Source organism: Winogradskyella psychrotolerans (assembly GCF_018860545.1).
Taxonomy (GTDB): Bacteria; Bacteroidota; Bacteroidia; order Flavobacteriales; family Flavobacteriaceae; genus Winogradskyella; species Winogradskyella psychrotolerans_A.
The window spans coordinates 46,146-62,289 of sequence record NZ_JAHKPN010000031.1; the positions used below are offsets into that span (position 1 = coordinate 46,146).

Annotated in this window: 16 protein-coding genes; 10 read left to right on the top strand and 6 right to left on the bottom strand. The window is 34.1% G+C overall.

All coding sequences use genetic code 11. From position 1 onward, the window contains the following. The first annotated feature begins 18 nt into the window (after positions 1–18). The 10 genes from KO515_RS10995 to KO515_RS11040 all read left to right on the top strand — a co-directional run bounded on the left by KO515_RS10995 (position 19) and on the right by KO515_RS11040 (position 8,455). Positions 19–1,863, top strand: a complete 1,845-nt coding sequence (locus KO515_RS10995) for a cystathionine beta-synthase (protein WP_215936395.1) — start codon at positions 19–21, stop codon at positions 1,861–1,863. A 129-nt stretch (positions 1,864–1,992) separates the two neighbouring features. Further along, positions 1,993–2,295: an immunity 53 family protein gene (locus KO515_RS11000; RefSeq protein WP_215936396.1), complete on the top strand. Its 303-nt coding sequence runs from the start codon at positions 1,993–1,995 to the stop codon at positions 2,293–2,295. Positions 2,296–2,452: 157 nt separating this feature from the next. Beyond that, positions 2,453–3,016 (top strand): TetR/AcrR family transcriptional regulator, encoded by a 564-nt coding sequence (locus KO515_RS11005; RefSeq protein WP_215936397.1) that lies wholly within the window; start codon positions 2,453–2,455, stop codon positions 3,014–3,016. Between the two features lie 75 nt (positions 3,017–3,091). Further along, positions 3,092–3,655 (top strand): carboxymuconolactone decarboxylase family protein, encoded by a 564-nt coding sequence (locus KO515_RS11010; RefSeq protein ID WP_215936398.1) that lies wholly within the window; start codon positions 3,092–3,094, stop codon positions 3,653–3,655. 84 nt (positions 3,656–3,739) lie between these two features. Further along, positions 3,740–4,054, top strand: a complete 315-nt coding sequence (locus tag KO515_RS11015; RefSeq protein WP_215936399.1) for an EthD family reductase — start codon at positions 3,740–3,742, stop codon at positions 4,052–4,054. Position 4,055: 1 nt separating this feature from the next. Beyond that, positions 4,056–4,712, top strand: coding sequence for a DsbA family oxidoreductase (locus tag KO515_RS11020; protein ID WP_215936400.1), 657 nt, complete (start codon positions 4,056–4,058; stop codon positions 4,710–4,712). Positions 4,713–4,868: 156 nt separating this feature from the next. Further along, positions 4,869–5,558 carry a haloacid dehalogenase type II gene (locus tag KO515_RS11025; protein ID WP_215936401.1) on the top strand — a complete coding sequence of 230 codons (690 nt, stop codon included), beginning with the start codon at positions 4,869–4,871 and terminating at the stop codon, positions 5,556–5,558. A gap of 211 nt (positions 5,559–5,769) precedes the next feature. Then, on the top strand, positions 5,770–6,672 hold the full coding sequence (locus KO515_RS11030) for a CPBP family intramembrane glutamic endopeptidase (protein WP_215936402.1): 903 nt from the start codon (positions 5,770–5,772) through the stop codon (positions 6,670–6,672). Between the two features lie 11 nt (positions 6,673–6,683). Further along, on the top strand, positions 6,684–7,700 hold the full coding sequence (locus tag KO515_RS11035) for a sensor histidine kinase (protein ID WP_215936403.1): 1,017 nt from the start codon (positions 6,684–6,686) through the stop codon (positions 7,698–7,700). Next, positions 7,700–8,455, top strand: a complete 756-nt coding sequence (locus KO515_RS11040) for a LytR/AlgR family response regulator transcription factor (RefSeq protein WP_215936404.1) — start codon at positions 7,700–7,702, stop codon at positions 8,453–8,455. The genes KO515_RS11035 and KO515_RS11040 overlap by 1 nt, the downstream gene beginning before the upstream one ends. A 7-nt stretch (positions 8,456–8,462) precedes the next feature. On the opposite strand, the gene KO515_RS11045 is transcribed toward KO515_RS11040, so the two are convergent. The 6 genes from KO515_RS11045 to KO515_RS11070 form a co-directional block, all read right to left on the bottom strand. Then, positions 8,463–9,815, bottom strand: a complete 1,353-nt coding sequence (locus KO515_RS11045; RefSeq protein ID WP_215936405.1) for a UDP-N-acetylmuramate--L-alanine ligase — start codon at positions 9,813–9,815, stop codon at positions 8,463–8,465. A gap of 30 nt (positions 9,816–9,845) precedes the next feature. Continuing rightward, complete coding sequence (locus KO515_RS11050) at positions 9,846–11,252, bottom strand: TolC family protein (RefSeq protein WP_215936406.1); 1,407 nt, start codon at positions 11,250–11,252, stop codon at positions 9,846–9,848. 3 nt (positions 11,253–11,255) lie between these two features. Beyond that, positions 11,256–12,605, bottom strand: a complete 1,350-nt coding sequence (locus KO515_RS11055) for an HlyD family secretion protein (RefSeq protein WP_215936407.1) — start codon at positions 12,603–12,605, stop codon at positions 11,256–11,258. An 11-nt stretch (positions 12,606–12,616) separates the two neighbouring features. Continuing rightward, complete coding sequence (locus KO515_RS11060; protein ID WP_215936408.1) at positions 12,617–14,275, bottom strand: peptidase domain-containing ABC transporter; 1,659 nt, start codon at positions 14,273–14,275, stop codon at positions 12,617–12,619. A 6-nt stretch (positions 14,276–14,281) separates the two neighbouring features. Continuing rightward, a complete protein-coding gene (locus tag KO515_RS11065) occupies positions 14,282–14,956 on the bottom strand; it encodes a TetR/AcrR family transcriptional regulator (RefSeq protein WP_215936409.1) in 675 nt (224 codons plus the stop codon). Positions 14,957–15,072: 116 nt separating this feature from the next. Next, positions 15,073–16,026, bottom strand: coding sequence for a tetratricopeptide repeat protein (locus KO515_RS11070; protein WP_215936410.1), 954 nt, complete (start codon positions 16,024–16,026; stop codon positions 15,073–15,075). Positions 16,027–16,144 lie beyond the last annotated feature (118 nt).

Genomic DNA, 16,144 nt, shown 5'->3' on the forward strand with positions numbered 1-16,144 from the left:
TATTGAAAATTGAGAATCATGCAAAACAATAAAACCCTAAATTATATAAAAGACGTTCTAAAAAATAGGCCTAAAGACTGGTTAAACCTAACCACACATCGTTTAGATATTTACACCGAAAAGTTAGCTAAAACACAGTTTTTAGATGCGTTTGAGAACCTATATAAAAACAATAATTCAGATCCTTCAGCATTAAGCGAATTACCAACCGCTTACGATTATATTCGTTTAGGGCATCCGTTATCTTGTATTTTAGAATGGGGAATTGCGAATTTAAATGATATTAAAGCAGACAACGTGATTAGTTTTTCGTCACAAACAGTTCCTGTATTGTCTATTTTAAGAACTAATTTATTAGAAAACAAAAAGACCCAAATTGTATATACAGGAGACCTTCCAGAATTTTTCGATGCTGAGATCATCAAGCAGGTCTATGGTTATGATTTCGATTTAATTAAAGTGGATAATGCAGATGCTATTTTAGAGTTTAATGGCAGTACCGTTTTTATCTCGCAGCAAGAAGACATTTCACATCTCGAGGACAATGTCAATATTGATTTTTATATCAATCTTCATGGACACCTTGGGAGTGTACTTATCGTTAATGGCAGTCACAACGATCATTATATTTCAGACATTCAGCATGTGAGACGTCGTGAAACGATTGCGATGACTCCATCGAATTGTTTAATCGCTTTAAAAGCGTTAACAGAACATACTCCGACTACTAATATAGATAGTCATTTTGAAGCCAATAAAGCAAGTGTTTTAAACTCCATTAAGGAGATTAATGGCACAACGTCTCAGCCTTTAGTGGGTTCTAGCGGATTATCGGTTCAGTATGCTATTATGATGGGCTTGGTGGACTATGCCTTAGAACACCATAAAGGCAAAGCGATTAAATTTGTGGTACCTCCAAATTGTTATGGCGGCACTAATGACCAAGCCAGACGTGCGGCGGCTTGTTTAGAGAATGTGGAAGTGGTAGATTTACCTGTAGATGGTGATAATGATATGGTGCAAAGTATCCATACCGTTTTAGACAAAATTGCGCACGACGATGCCATTCCTTATATCATTGCTGAAATCCCAACCAATCCACGCGTTGAAGTTCCGGATTTACAAAAATTAAAAGATGCCTTAAGCGAAGAACGTAAAACGGCTTCTGGAGACATCGCGATAGATCCTGTGTTTATATTAGATCAAACCTTTTGTCCTAATGTGCACTTTTTAGGAGATGGTGAAATATTATCTACTATGCGAACCATCTCTTATGCTAGTGGTTCTAAATTCCCGAGTGGAGGAAAATGTACAGCGGGTTATATTGCAGGAAATGCAAAAGCAGATGCTTTAATGAGCAAAATAGCATTGCATTTGACGCTTTGCGATAACGAAGCGACGGCGCTTCAATATGAGATTTTGGCCAAGCAATTGCCTTCTATGAATCAACGTATTGCGGAGGCGTATAAAAATACACGTGAGTTTGTGAATTTTATTCATGACACTTTACCAGAAGCAAAAATCAATTTTGTATCTGAAGAATTAGCTGCTCAAGGATTTACACCTTCGGTATTTTCATTAGATCTTCCTACAAAAGGAAATACTCCTGAAGAGAAAGAAACCTACAAACGTGCTTTAAATCATAGATTAATTAATTTAATGATTACCGAAATCCCTAATGAAAGCAAGTATTGCGTGAGTTACGGCCAATTAAAAGGCTGTTATTGGACGATTCCTGCAACCTCAACACAAGGCACCACAAAAGAAGGAGATAAAGATTATATTGCACGAGTTTCGTTATCTCCAGACATGGATTTAGAAAAGCATAAAGCGGTGTTTTTGGAATTTGTTTCTGAGATTTAAAATTTTAATAATTTACCAGTTGTCATTCTGAGGGAAGCATGACCGAAGAATCTATATGTATTCAAAATACTTTAGATCATTGAGATTCTTCGCTGCTCTCAGAATGACATCATATAATAAGCTAACACAATGGAAATTTTAGAATGGATACAAGATTGGCTTGCAGAGAATGCCGATGGCGAATGGGAAAAAGGGGATGCCATTCAAATTACCACTATTGACAGTCCGTTGGGTTGGGATGTTGAAATTGATATTTCAAAAACATCTATCGCTAATCTCGATATCAAATGGATTCTCAACGAAAACGGGAAAAAAGATTGGTATGGTGTAAAAATTCAAAATCAACGGTTTAGAGCTGCTGGTGATGCAAGTAAATTAACGTTTCTCTTGAATCTTTTTAGAGAAATGATTGATAAAATTGAGAATGAGTAGTTCATAAACTAAAGACTACCACTCCCCGTTTCCAACTGTTTTTCAAAGTCATACAAGCAAAATAACCTTGTGAAATACGATATACTAATTCTAATAAAACGTTAAAAATTTTTTAGTTTCTAACCGATTGTTTAGTTTTGTATTGTAATTAGATGTAATGGCACGTAAAAAACAATATAACGAAGACGAGGTCGTAGAAAAAGCTATGAACCTTTTTTGGAAAAATGGTTATGAAACGACGTCTATGCAAATGCTCGAAAAAGAAATGGGCATAAATAAGTTTTCGATATATTCTAGTTTTGGCAATAAACACGGACTGTTTCTTGAAAGTTTAAAGCAGTACAAGTCTAATATACAGGCTACGTTAGAAAAATTTAAAAACGGCACACAAGGAGTTGAAGACATTAAGCAGTTTTTTTACGACTCTGTAAATTCAAATTTTAAACCTGGTAGTCAAAAAGGCTGTTTTGTAACCAACACGTATAACGAATTTTCGGAACATGAAGACCAACTCATCAAAGAACAGATGGATGCTTTTATGAACAATTTAAAATCCATTATTATCGAGAAGCTCAAAATGGATCCATCAAAAGACGACGCCACCATAATGAAACAAGCCAATTATTTATTATTAGCAAAGCATGGCTTAGCAGCTGCTTCTCGTATTAATACAGCAGAAGAAATTGAAGATTATATTGAAATGACCTTCAAAAATTTATAACCCTATTTTTTTACACAATAACTAAACGAACGTTTAGAAATAATTAACATTTAATCATAATTAAAAACAAAATATATGACAACTTTAAAAATTCACGACATTGAATCTGCACCAGAAGGGAGCAAATCACTTTTAGAAAACTCTCAAAAATCATTTGGTATGATACCAGGATTACATGGAGTTTTAGCTGGAGCACCAAAAATATTAGAGGCGTACCAAACTTTACACCAATTATTTGTAGACTCGTCATTTAACGAAGACGAATTAACAGTCGTATGGCAAACCATTAATGTAGAACACGCTTGTCATTATTGTGTACCTGCACATACAGGTATTGCCAAAATGATGAAAGTTGATGATGCCATTACAGAAGCCTTGCGTAACGAGGAGCCCCTTGAAAACTCAAAATTAGAAGCATTACGTACGATGACATTAACTATTGTTAGAAATCGCGGTAATGTAACACAAGATGATCTTGATGCATTTTATGCTGCCGGTTATGGTGAAGCACAAGTCTTAGAAATCATCTTAGGCTTATCTCAAAAAACAATAAGTAACTATGTCAACCATATTGCACATACACCTGTTGACGCGCCATTCCAAAAATTTGAATGGTCTAAAGAGAATGTGGTAAAATAATCCCTATAAAAAACCACATATTGATTGATAGCAATAAACCTTCCGTTTTTTCGGAAGGTTTATTAACTTTAAAAATTTAGAATTGTGATTAAAGTATCTGTAATGTATCCGAACGGCAAAGATGTACAGTTTGATACACATTATTATCAGAATAAGCATTTACCAATGGTAGCAAAACTCGTTGGTAGCGCCTTAAAACGATTAGAATTAGATTTAGGTATGGCAAGTAAAGTGCCTGATAAATCTGCACCTTATGTCGCCATTGCGCATTTAGTATTTGACGATGTTGCTTCATTTCAAGAAGCATTTGGTCCACACGCAGCGACCTTTGCTGAAGATGTAAAAAACTACAGTAATGTGCAGGCAGAATTACAAATGAGCGAATTAATACCCTTTTAATATGAAAGAGAAACTAAAAATTGATATTGTTTCAGATGTCGTATGTCCATGGTGTACCATTGGTTACAAACGTCTAGAAAAGGCAATTTCAGAATTAGGCCTAGAAGACCAAATTAATATAGAATGGCAACCTTTTGAGTTAAACCCAAATATGCCAACCGAAGGCCAGAATGTTACCGAGCATATTACTGAAAAATACGGTTCTACATTAGAACAGCAAAAGCAATCACAACAAATGATGACTGATGCAGGTGCAGAACTCGGTTTTAAATTCGATTATTTTGATGACATGCGTATGGTGAATACTTTTGATGCTCATGTATTATTAGAATATGCTAAAGAATTCAACAAGCAAACGGAACTAAAAATGGCATTGACTAAAGCCTTTTTTAGTGACCGTAAAGACGTCTCTAAAAAATCAGTTTTAAAAGAAGCCCTTTTAGAAGTTGGCTTAAATGCAGATGATGCCTTAAAGACATTAGACGATAAAGAGACACGTGACGCTGTAAGACGTCAACAAGATTACTGGAAACACATGGGTGTAAACTCGGTTCCTACGATAATATTTAATCGAAAAAGTGCCGTTACTGGAGCGCAACCTGTGGATACTTTTAAGCAAGTGCTTTCTGAATTAATAGCAGAACAACCAGACCTATAATTCAGCTATTAGAATGCTCAACTTATGCTATAGACAGTCTAAAGTTTTATAATGACATACAACAGCAAAAATATCATTAGCATATAGGCACTAAAGCAACTTCCGAATTATTAATGCCGAATTTAGTTTTAGGAAACAAAAAAAAACAACACTATTATGACAAACACAACACGACCTAAAGTCTTATTTTTTGATGTTAACGAAACCCTTTTGGATCTCACTAAAATGAAAAAACAAGTTGGGAAAGCATTAAACGGACGAGAAGATTTATTATCGCTTTGGTTTACAACGATGTTACAATATTCTTTAGTCACCACAGCTAGTGGACACTATGAACACTTTGGACATATAGGAGCTGCAGCATTACAAATGGTAGTCGCTAATAATGGCATTTCAATTTCGGAAGATGAAGCTAGAGACGTCATTGTAAATTCATTAAGAGGTTTACCTGCACATCCTGAAGTTAAAGTTGCCTTAACACAATTAAAAGCGGAAGGCTATACATTGGTGTCGTTCACCAATTCATCTAACGCAGGAGTGAAACAACAATTTGAAAGTGCTGGATTAACCTCATTTTTTGATGAACGTTTAAGTATAGAAGATGTTGGTAAATTCAAACCCTTTACCGACGCCTACGCTTGGGCTGCTCGCAAATTGAATACAAAACCAGAAGACTGTATGCTCATCGCCGCACATGGTTGGGATGTGGCTGGTGCTATGTGGGCAGGATGGAGAGCTGCCTTTATCAGCAGACCTGGTCAACAGTTATTTCCATTAGCACCAAAAACAGAAATTATAGAATCAGATTTACAAAAGGTGGCTGATATTTTGGTGACTTATAAATAAAGCATGAATTGAAAAAGAAAAATATAGACTAAATGACAAAGGAGCTTCAATTAAGCTCCTTTGTTGCTTATAAATCTTAACCTTCCCAATTCCTAAAACGTTTTTAGCTTCATTTATTACAGCTTCAAACTCAATTAATACTGCTTCAGTATTTTTTACCTTTTTCTGAATTAAAATTCATCTAGAATTGTATTTAAAATTCAAGATAATAATGGGAAAATTCAGAAAATTATATGAAAAGCATTTATGGTTAAAAATAGTAACCGTAATTATAATCGTATTATTATCGGTAGCTATAATGTTGCCCTTAGTAAAGATTGCTGAATTATTTGGAATCAATATTAGGGAGAATGCAGGTTTAAATTCCAAAGTTGAATTCGGTAATGTCTTCTTTTTCTTTTTATTTGGTGTATGTTCTATCTCCATCATTTGGTTAGCACAAAAATACATTCATAAAAAACCATTATCTGAACTTGGTTTACAAAGGAAAATCTGGTTACCATCCTTAATCGGCTTCATAATCGGAGTCACATTAGCCGCTACAAGATATTTTATACTCATAGTAAACGCAGAGAACGTCAACTATACTAGCGTTATTCCAGAAGATGTATCACTAATTACCTATATAGGATACTATTTATATTTCTTCTTCGGTTTTATTTTTTGGAATTCATTTATTGAAGAATTAGGAATGCGCGCATATCCTATTCAAAAATTAAAAAAACATATGAATCCACATATTGTTTTCACAATCATGGGACTTATATTCACTGTTTTTCACTTTTTCTTACATGATTTCAGCATAGGTTATTTCATAAGTCTCTTTATGACTTCATACATTTTTTCATTACTATATTATTACTCCGGTTCTATTTGGTTAGTCGTTGGAATACATAGTGGAACTAATTGGGTAGGATTTTCATTTTTTGGAACAAATTGGGAACTAGGAACACTTTGTAACATCGCAATCTCTGATGTTGCAAATTGGATCGTTGAATATGTGAATGTATTTATTTATATTACATTTTTACTATTAGTACTATTTTTAAAGAAGAAAGGCTTCTTTAGAAAACATTTTCCTAAAACAAATGAAATTCCGAATACATTAAAGTAACTTTCCGTATCATGAAGAATAATGTACTCAGAATTTATCCTTTATTTTTTATACCATTAATAGGGTTAATCTACTACGCTACGTTTTATATGATGAGTAAAACGATGGATTCAAGCTATGGTTTCGATTGGTTTGTTGTATTAATAATCTCGATTCAATTTGGCATAATCTGGTTAATTGCACAATTCTCGCTTAACAGCCTTCTAAAAAAAGGTTGGCAAATGAATCTGAAATTATTTATTTTCGGAGTCCTTGCTATCGTAATTTTAAACAACTGTCTTTACTTTTTACTAAGAACTATTTATGTTTCTTTTTATTTTCCTGAATTCCCAATATTCAGCACATTTATGCTTTCTCTAAGTACGCTCGAAGGGTTTTTAAAAGGAATTATAATCCTTAGTATGTTGTTTAGTCTTAATTTTTTTAAACGTTGGAAAATTGAATATCAAGAAAACGAACGCTTAAAAAGAAATGAGCTAGAACTTGAAAATAGAGCTTTAAAAAGTCAACTGAACCCTCATTTTTTATTTAATAACTTAAACACATTATCTGGCCTAATACAAGAAGATCAATCCATCGCAAATGATTTTCTCAAAGAAATGTCTGACATGTATCGGTACATCTTAAAAACAACCGACAAAGAAGTTGTGCCACTAAACGATGAGATTCAATTTGCTAATAACTATAGTTATTTACTAAAAAAACGCTTTGGTAAAAATTTTAAATATGCAATCGAAGTCAATGATTTAAATTATATGCTTCCTCCAGTCTCTTTACATTTATTGTTAGAAAACATTGTAAAGCATAATAGGATTGATGATACTCACCCCATGAACTTTACGATTAAGCAAACCGAAGATTGGTTATGTGTTGAAAATAAAATCAACTTAAAAAGTAATGTCGATTCCACAAATAAAGGATTGCATATTTTAGCAGAGCAATATAAGTTTCTCACAAAGCGAACAATTAACATCTGTAACACAAACAATGTATTTTTAGTTAAGTTACCATTATTAAAAATTAAATGATGACTGTACTCATAATAGAAGATGAAGAACGTGCTTATAAAAACTTGAAGCACATTTTATTAGAAATTGATCCATCCATCAACATTGTCTCGTGGTTGCAAAGTGTTGAGCAATCTATCGAATGGTTTAATTCTAATACGTCCCCAGACCTCATCTTTTTAGACATTCATTTAAGTGATGATTTAAGCTTTAAAATTTTTGAATCCGTACAAGTGTCTTGCCCTATAATATTTACAACTGCGTTTGATGAATTTGCCATAAAAGCATTCGAATTAAATAGTATTGATTACGTACTAAAACCAATTACCCAAAAGAATATAGAAACGTCTTTGGCTAAGTTTAATACGCGTATAAAGAGCAATTCAAATCCTTATGATAAACTGATTGAGGATTTAAAAAACATCTCCAATACACCCAATTACAAAGAGCGCTTTTTAGTTAATAAAGGAGATGAGTTAGTTATCATTTTAACCACGGACATTTCTTATTTCTATAAAGACAACGATACATATATTGTATTAGAGAATGGCAATCGCTACCCTATAAAATTTACATTAGAGCAACTTATTGAGTTATTAAATCCTGTAAAATTCTATAGAATTAATCGTCAAATTATTGTCAGTATAAATGCCATATCTAAAATCACACTTTGGTTTAAAGGGAAATTAAAATTACAACTCACACCAAAATTTAATGATGATGTTTTTGTGAGTAGAGAAAAGTCTGCACACTTTAAAAGTTGGATGGATAGATAACTATGTTCTAAAAAAGTGCTTTCACCTCATCAAAATCCAAACCACCATAATTACCTGAACTCATCAATAACAATGACTTGTTGTCAAAATTCTGTTTGAACAAGAAATCTTTGAACTCCTCTGGATTGGTATAAATAATTAAATCATCGCGCTCAAAAGCATTAGCAATTTGGTCTTTTGTAACTTCCTCTAGTTTCTTAATTTCTACAGCATGTGGAGAATAAAACACCACAGCGACATCTGCGGCATCCAAAGCTCCTTTATACTCTTTAAGGAATTCGGCATTTAAGCTGCTATAGGTATGTAATTCTAAACAGGCGACTAAAGTTCTGTCGCTGTATTGTTCTTTTACCGCTTTGGTCGTCGCTTCTACTTTACTCGGCGAATGTGCAAAATCTTTATACGCGACGCTTGTCTTAGATTCCGCAATTTTCTCTAAACGTTTGCTGGCTCCTTTAAACGTAGAAATAGCTTCATAGAAATCATCTTCATCAATGCCCATATGTTGGCAAATCCATTTGGCACCAGCTAAGTTATTTAAGTTGTGAGCTCCAAAGACTTCAATTGGCATTGGCCCTTCTGGAGTTTCCAACAACGTTTCTCCGTCTTCTACTGTATATTCAGGAGTTTTATAGGCTATTTTTCTGATTTGATTTTCTGAAGCTTCCACTACACGTTTAACTTCCGGATCTTCTTCGTTATAATTGATACTTCCGCCTCTAACTATAGAATCAACGAAAATGCTAAACTGTTCTACATAATTTTCATAGGTAGGAAACACATTAATATGATCCCAAGCAATGCCACTTAACAAGGCAATATTAGGTTTATACAAATGAAATTTTGGTCGCAAGTCAATCGGTGAACTCAAATATTCATCACCTTCTAACACCATAAAATCATTCTCATCGGTGAGTTTTACCATTACATCAAACCCTTCTAATTGTGCGCCAACCATATAATCCACATCACGATCGTGGTAATGCATTACATGTAAAATCATAGAGGTAATCGTCGTCTTTCCATGACTTCCTCCAATAACCACACGTGTTTTGTTTTTAGCTTGTTCGTATAAAAATTCAGGATAACTGTAGATTTTTAAACCGAGTTCTTGGGCTTTTAACAATTCTGGATTATCAGCTTTGGCATGCATTCCTAAAACGATAGCATCTAAATCTGAAGTAATCTTTTCAGGATACCAACCAAAAGCCTCAGGCAACAACCCTTTAGCATCGAGTCTCGATTTTGAAGGTTCAAAAATGGTATCATCACTTCCTGTGACCTTATATCCTTTATTGTGAAGTGCCAAGGCTAAATTGTGCATTGCCGCACCACCAATTGCTATAAAATGTACGTTCATTGTATAATTTGTATACCGTAAAAATACTATTTATAATTCAGGATTTACAGCCAAACTATTAAAAAGCTTTGCTTTTGTCTTGAAGAATTTATTCTGAATTTCTATAGCTTTTAACTGACCATCAATAAGTTTAGACTCTCTTGAATTGACAAGAAATAACGAGCTTTCTCCAAGTTGAAATTTACGTTCCTCAGCTTGCAACATAAGCTGATAATCTGAAACCATGTCTACAGTAATTTCAGTTTGAATGCTGTAGGATTCTAATTCTTGTTTTAAGGCTGAAATTTTATTTTGAAGATTAACACGTGTGGCATCAATCTCAAACTCCACATCTTGCTGTTTTAATTTTGCCAATTTTAAATCACCGCGTTCTTTTCTTAAAAATAAGGGGAAACTCACATTTAATCCCCCTTTGTATTCTGCAGTATTAAAAGTTCTTGCAACATCGGGTGCTTCGGTTAAGAAATTATATTCCGCATTAATTTTTGGCAGCAATTTATTCGCTTTCAATTTAGTATCCACTTCTAAACCTTCTCGTTTATAGGTTAAAGACATCATTTTAGGATGTGTTTCTAATAGCATATCAGCAGTCCGTAATTGATTGATATTAAAAGTAGCATTCACTATTGGTGCTGTATTCACATCCGGAATCATATTGGGTTGTAACTCCACAGGCACATTATTTTCTAACCATAAAAAATTCGATAACTCTAAGGCCGTTTTTAATAATTTCACTTTAGCTTGTTCTAAACCAAGTTTTCTATTATTCACTGCAATGCGCGCTTCAGTAGCATCAATTTGGGCATTCTCGCCGACTTCAACTCCTTTAGCGACCCCTTTGTAACGCAACTCTGCATTGCCTAAAATATGTTCATATAACTTTAACTCATTATAGGCTTGCAACCAATTGAAATATACCAAAGAAGCTTCAAATAAAACATTGTTTACATAAATATCCCGATCAGCTTTTGCTTGTTCTCTATATAGTTTTGCTTGTTTTAAGGATGCCATTCTATTATTAATCCATAAGCCTTGACCAAAAGGAATGGCAATACCAGCACTATACAGGCCGTCGTCTGGCACATTGGATTCTGGATTTAAATAAGTCCCTTCGTTATCATCAAATGTTGCTTTTACCTCAACACCAAACCATGTTGGTATTTTAAACGTTCCGTTGAGCTTGTTATAATATTCTGTGTTTTTGAATTGCTTTCGACTGTAATCAACTTCAATCTTAGGATCAAAAGCACCACGTGACTTCATCAGTTTTGCCTGACTCTCGTCAATGACTAATTCCGCTTGCTTTACAATAGGATGAAATTTCTTTACAAACCCTAAGTATTCATCAAAGCGAAGGACATTCGAAAAATCTTCAGACTGCGAAAACCCAAAACCACTAAAACAAACAGCCATTATGATAAATAAACGATACTTCATTCTCTATTTCTTTTTTGTGGTTGAAGCATTATCTGGCTTATAATAGTTGGGTGGAAAACCGTTAAGTTGTCGCCATAATTCGAACCAAATCGGCACATCATCTAATAACGCCATGGTATAGGCACCAGAACCTGCTCTAATTTCTTTAGGCCAAGCGTGGGCATCTTCATCTGGTGCTAAAAGCACTCTAAACTTGCCGTTATCACTTATAAAACTCTCGACAGCAATAATTTTAGCACCATAAGTCCCGTACGATATATCTGGCCAACCACTAAAAATAATTGCAGGCCAACCATCAAACTGTACGCGAACTTTCTCTCCAATATTAATTAATGGCAAATCGATGGGAGCCACATACGTTTCTACAGCCAAATCTGCATTGGCAGGCATTATGCCCACGAGAGCTTCGCCTTCTTTAAACGTTTGACCAACACCTACGCGTATAGCTTTATTGATATAACCATCATAAGGAGCTTTTATAAAACGCAAATCATTTCGCATTTGATAATTAGAATACTGATTATCTAATTTAGAGACCTGTGCTTCAGTATCAAACTGACTCGATTGTGCGGTGTATTTATCACTTTCAGCTTTTGAAATTTTATCAGTATACATCGCTGAAATCCTTGATAATTCTACTTGGGCATTTATGATTTCATTTCGACTTGCTAATAATTTATTTTCTTGAGAAATTAATTTCGCTTCCGTTTCTTGAAGTTTTAATCGGGCATCCTCAACATCTTTTGTCGCTTTAAAACCTTCATCTTTTAGAGTGGCTGTTCTCGTAAATTTAGATTGTGTAATTTTAATATTCGTTTTTGCAGCTTCAAAATCAATACTATCGCTTTTAGCCTTTAATTTAGATTGCAGCAATTTGTTTTTCGCTTGTTCTAATTTTAAACCACGCTCTTTATACAAAGCTGAAATTTGCCGATCTAATGCTTTTCCTTTTTCAGTATAAGCCCCTACAGATTGGGCTTTAGAATTTCGTTGTTCCGCGGTGCGCTCAACCAAATTAGGATCAAAATATTCACTTTTTATTTCTGAAATCTGCATGATGGTATCGCCTTTAGCTATAAAATCACCTTCTGTAACAAACCATTTTTCAATTCTACCCGGAATTGGGGACTGAATGGTTTGCGGTCTTTGATCTGGTCTTAACGTCGTCACACTACCTTTACCTGTAATGTTTTGCGTCCACGGTAAAAACAAAATAAGCAAACCGACAATAACAAACGCCAATAGAAAACGATTAAAATAGCTATAGTATTTTACGTTGAAAATGTGTTGCCCTGATTTATACTTGTCTAAATCTACCGATTTGTTAAGTTGGTTATGGGATATATTTAACATTGCAATTGGTTTTAAATTAGTTCTCCGCGTTTAAGCGTTATGACTTGAGTACAGTTTTGTGTCCAGTTATTCGTTTTGCTCACCACAACCAACGCCCAAGGATGCTTATCATCAGTTAAGAAGGTCATAATACGTTGAACTTCATTGGGCTCAAAATGCTCTAAGGGGTCCTCTAATATTAAAATTCTTGGCTTATTTACAATTGCTCTGGCTAATATAATTTTTTTAGCAATGGTATATGAGGTTTGCTTTCCTTCTGGGTATAAAACCGTATTTAAACCTTGTGAACTTTCCTTTACAAATTCATTAAGCTCAACCTTATCTATAGCCCAAAGCAATTGCGCTTCTGAAATTTGATCATTACCAAAAGTGATATTTTCTCTAATGGTGCCTTCAAAAGGAGTTTCATCGGCAAGCGATAAGCCTAAGTGCGACCTGTAATGGTTAAGATTCATATTTTTTAGGGCGTAATCATTTACAAATACTCGACCTTTTGTCGGTTCTAAAACTCCAGCGATCAATCGCAACAAACTCGATTTTCCAGACCCACTTTCTCCTCGAATCAATAACTTTGTTTTTGGATTTATCTTTAAAGAAATCTTCTTTAGAATGTGTAATTCTCGGTTGGGTACTCCATAAGACACATTATCTAACTCAATACTAATACCATCATCAAATTTTGGCAGATCACCTTCTTGATTTTCGAGTTCTTTATCTACAACTTGTCCCATTTTTTCTAAAGAGGTTAACACGTCGTAAAACGATTCTAGTCTAAGAATCAATTTTTCAACAGATGATATCACTAATAAAATAATAATTTCAGCAGCTACAAACTGACCGATATTCATTTGTTGATTTAAGACCAACAAACCACCAATCAGCAATAAACCAGCCGTAACGATAACTTTAAAACCAATCATTTGAATAAATTGAATCACTAATATTCTAAAATGACTCTCTCTGGCTTTTAAATAATCATTAACTAAATCGTCATTTTTATTTATAGCTAAATTCGTTTGTCCGGATAATTTAAAACTCACAATGGCCCGAGCAACCTCCTGAATCCAATGTGCAACTCTGTATTTGTGCTTAGACTCAATCAAACTCGTATCCATTCCTGTTTGCGCTGTGAACTTAAATACCACATAAATTAAGAGCAACAATAGCATCCCAAATGCAATAAAAAAGGGATGGTAAAAAGACAACAGCACCAAGGCAAAAACAATTTGTATGATCGCTGCTGGTATATCTACCAATATCTTCGCTAATCCTTTTTGGATATTCAGCGTATCGAAAAAACGATTCGCTAATTCAGGTGGATAGTAATTACGTAATTCACGCATTGTAATTTTTGGAAAACGATACGTAAACTCAAAAGATGCGCGTGTAAAAATGCGTTGTTGAATGGTTTCTACAATCCGCATTTGCATTAATTGTAAAACACCGACAAAAGCTACACCTATAGTAACCAAGACCACTAAAACAATCCAAGACGTACTGACTTGTGCGCCTTGTAATAAATTAATAATAGCCTGAATTCCTAAGGGTAATGTTAATCCCAAAAGCCCTGAAAAAATAGCGTAATAAATAACTTGTAAAATATCGCGTTTCTCTAGTTTTATCAAACCTACAAAACGTTGCCATGGAGACATGATTTCTTTCTTTTTCATATCTAACTACTGTGTAATGGCATTAATCGTTAATTCTTTAAAAAAGTCTGAAGGAGTTATAGCATCGTTACAATCTGTGATGGACTTAAAATGCACTTTTAAAAAATGCTGATGTAGTGCACCTTCTACAATTGTACTCGCCAAACTTGAAGCGAACTTATATTCCGGATTAATCTCTAAAATCATTTCGCTTAAGCGCCTAATCATTCGCTTATATATCACAAAATAACCCTCTTTGTTTTCGCTGTCTACCTCCTTTGTTAGATACGATTTAGAATTTTCATTTATGATAATTCTATTCAATACAATTTCATTGATATGCGAAAAGGTATCATCTTGTTCAATAGTTTTTGTGACCACATCAATGGCCTCAAACAATTTCTCTTTTGCATCTGGAATGTTAAATGTTGTAAACACCATTTGGTATTCAATCCAAGCCCAATACCAAGATGTTAAGTATAACAACAACTTATGTTTACTCTCAAAATAACGATAAATAGAACTCTCGTTAGACCCTATTTTAACGCCCAACTTCTTAAAGGTGAAACTATCAAAACCAATATCATCTATTAAAAGTATGCTATGTTCAATTATTCGTTTGCCTAATGTAGAGGACTCAGGATCCTTAAGATAAATTTTATCAGGTACAGAAATTTTTAAATTTGAAAGTAAACTTTTCATATCAATAATATTTAATTGCAAATATGATAGTAATACTATTAATTTAAAAAAAATTAACAAAAAATTATCTCTTTTAATTTTAGAGATTTCTGGTATAAAAACTAAATATTTAGGAATTACAACTTAGAAATAATTGTTTTTTCTTCTTGAAACACATCAATATCTGGTAAGCCAGAAATGGCTTTATTGATCCAAACTAGCGCTTCTGTTTTATCATTTCTATGCTTATAAATTTGCGCCAAACGATAATAAGCCCATTCTTTCGGCACGCCATCTTGAGCAGAATGATTTTCAAGATACACCATTAGCATCTTTTCGCCTTTATCCAATTGAAGATTATAATCCGCACACACTTTACCAATTTGGTAATGCATAGCATTGCGTTGGTGTTTGTCCTTTGCTTCTTCAATATTCCCAATAGCTTTTTCAGGTTGTTCTTGTCCTTCGTAAAATTCCGTTAACTTATCGTAGCAGGTTACGGAACCTCCTACTTGTATGGCCAAACGGTAATACTTTTCAGCGAGTTCTGGTTCGTCATCATACTCGTAAACATAGCCTTTTGCTAAATAGCCATCGACTTTAGATAATTCTTCTAATTGTTCGGCATAGTTTAAAGCCTTAGAAAAACTGCCACCCACAATACCTGGAAGCGACACATACAATTCTACCAACGCCCATCGCGCATCAATATGATTGGGATCTAACTGTGCGGCTTTATGGAATGCCTCTTTCACATCACCGATAATAGTTAATGCTTTAATCTTACTAATACTCAACGCTTTCATACCTAAAGCTCCACCATATTTGTAATGATAATTAGCATTTTTTGGGCGTTTTTGCTTTAAGATTTGATATTGTGCAATAGCATCATCCCACTTTTTTTGATGTCCGTACGCATCACCCAACAGTTCAACGGCTTCAAGGTCATCGGGATTAGACTGCAGAAATGCTGCCATTTCATTTTGTGCTTTCACGTATTCCTTTTTAGCTATATAGGTCTGAGCATCCTCAACAGACGTTTGAGAAAAACTATAGGTAGAAAGTAAGAAAACAAACAAATATTTATACATGGAATTAAAATCTCTTTTGGCGAAAATACAATTTAATAACGCTCAGTTTCCTCAACAAATTGTTAACTTCACTCATCGAAATGAGACAGCTACTCATTCGTACTATTTTTGGAATACC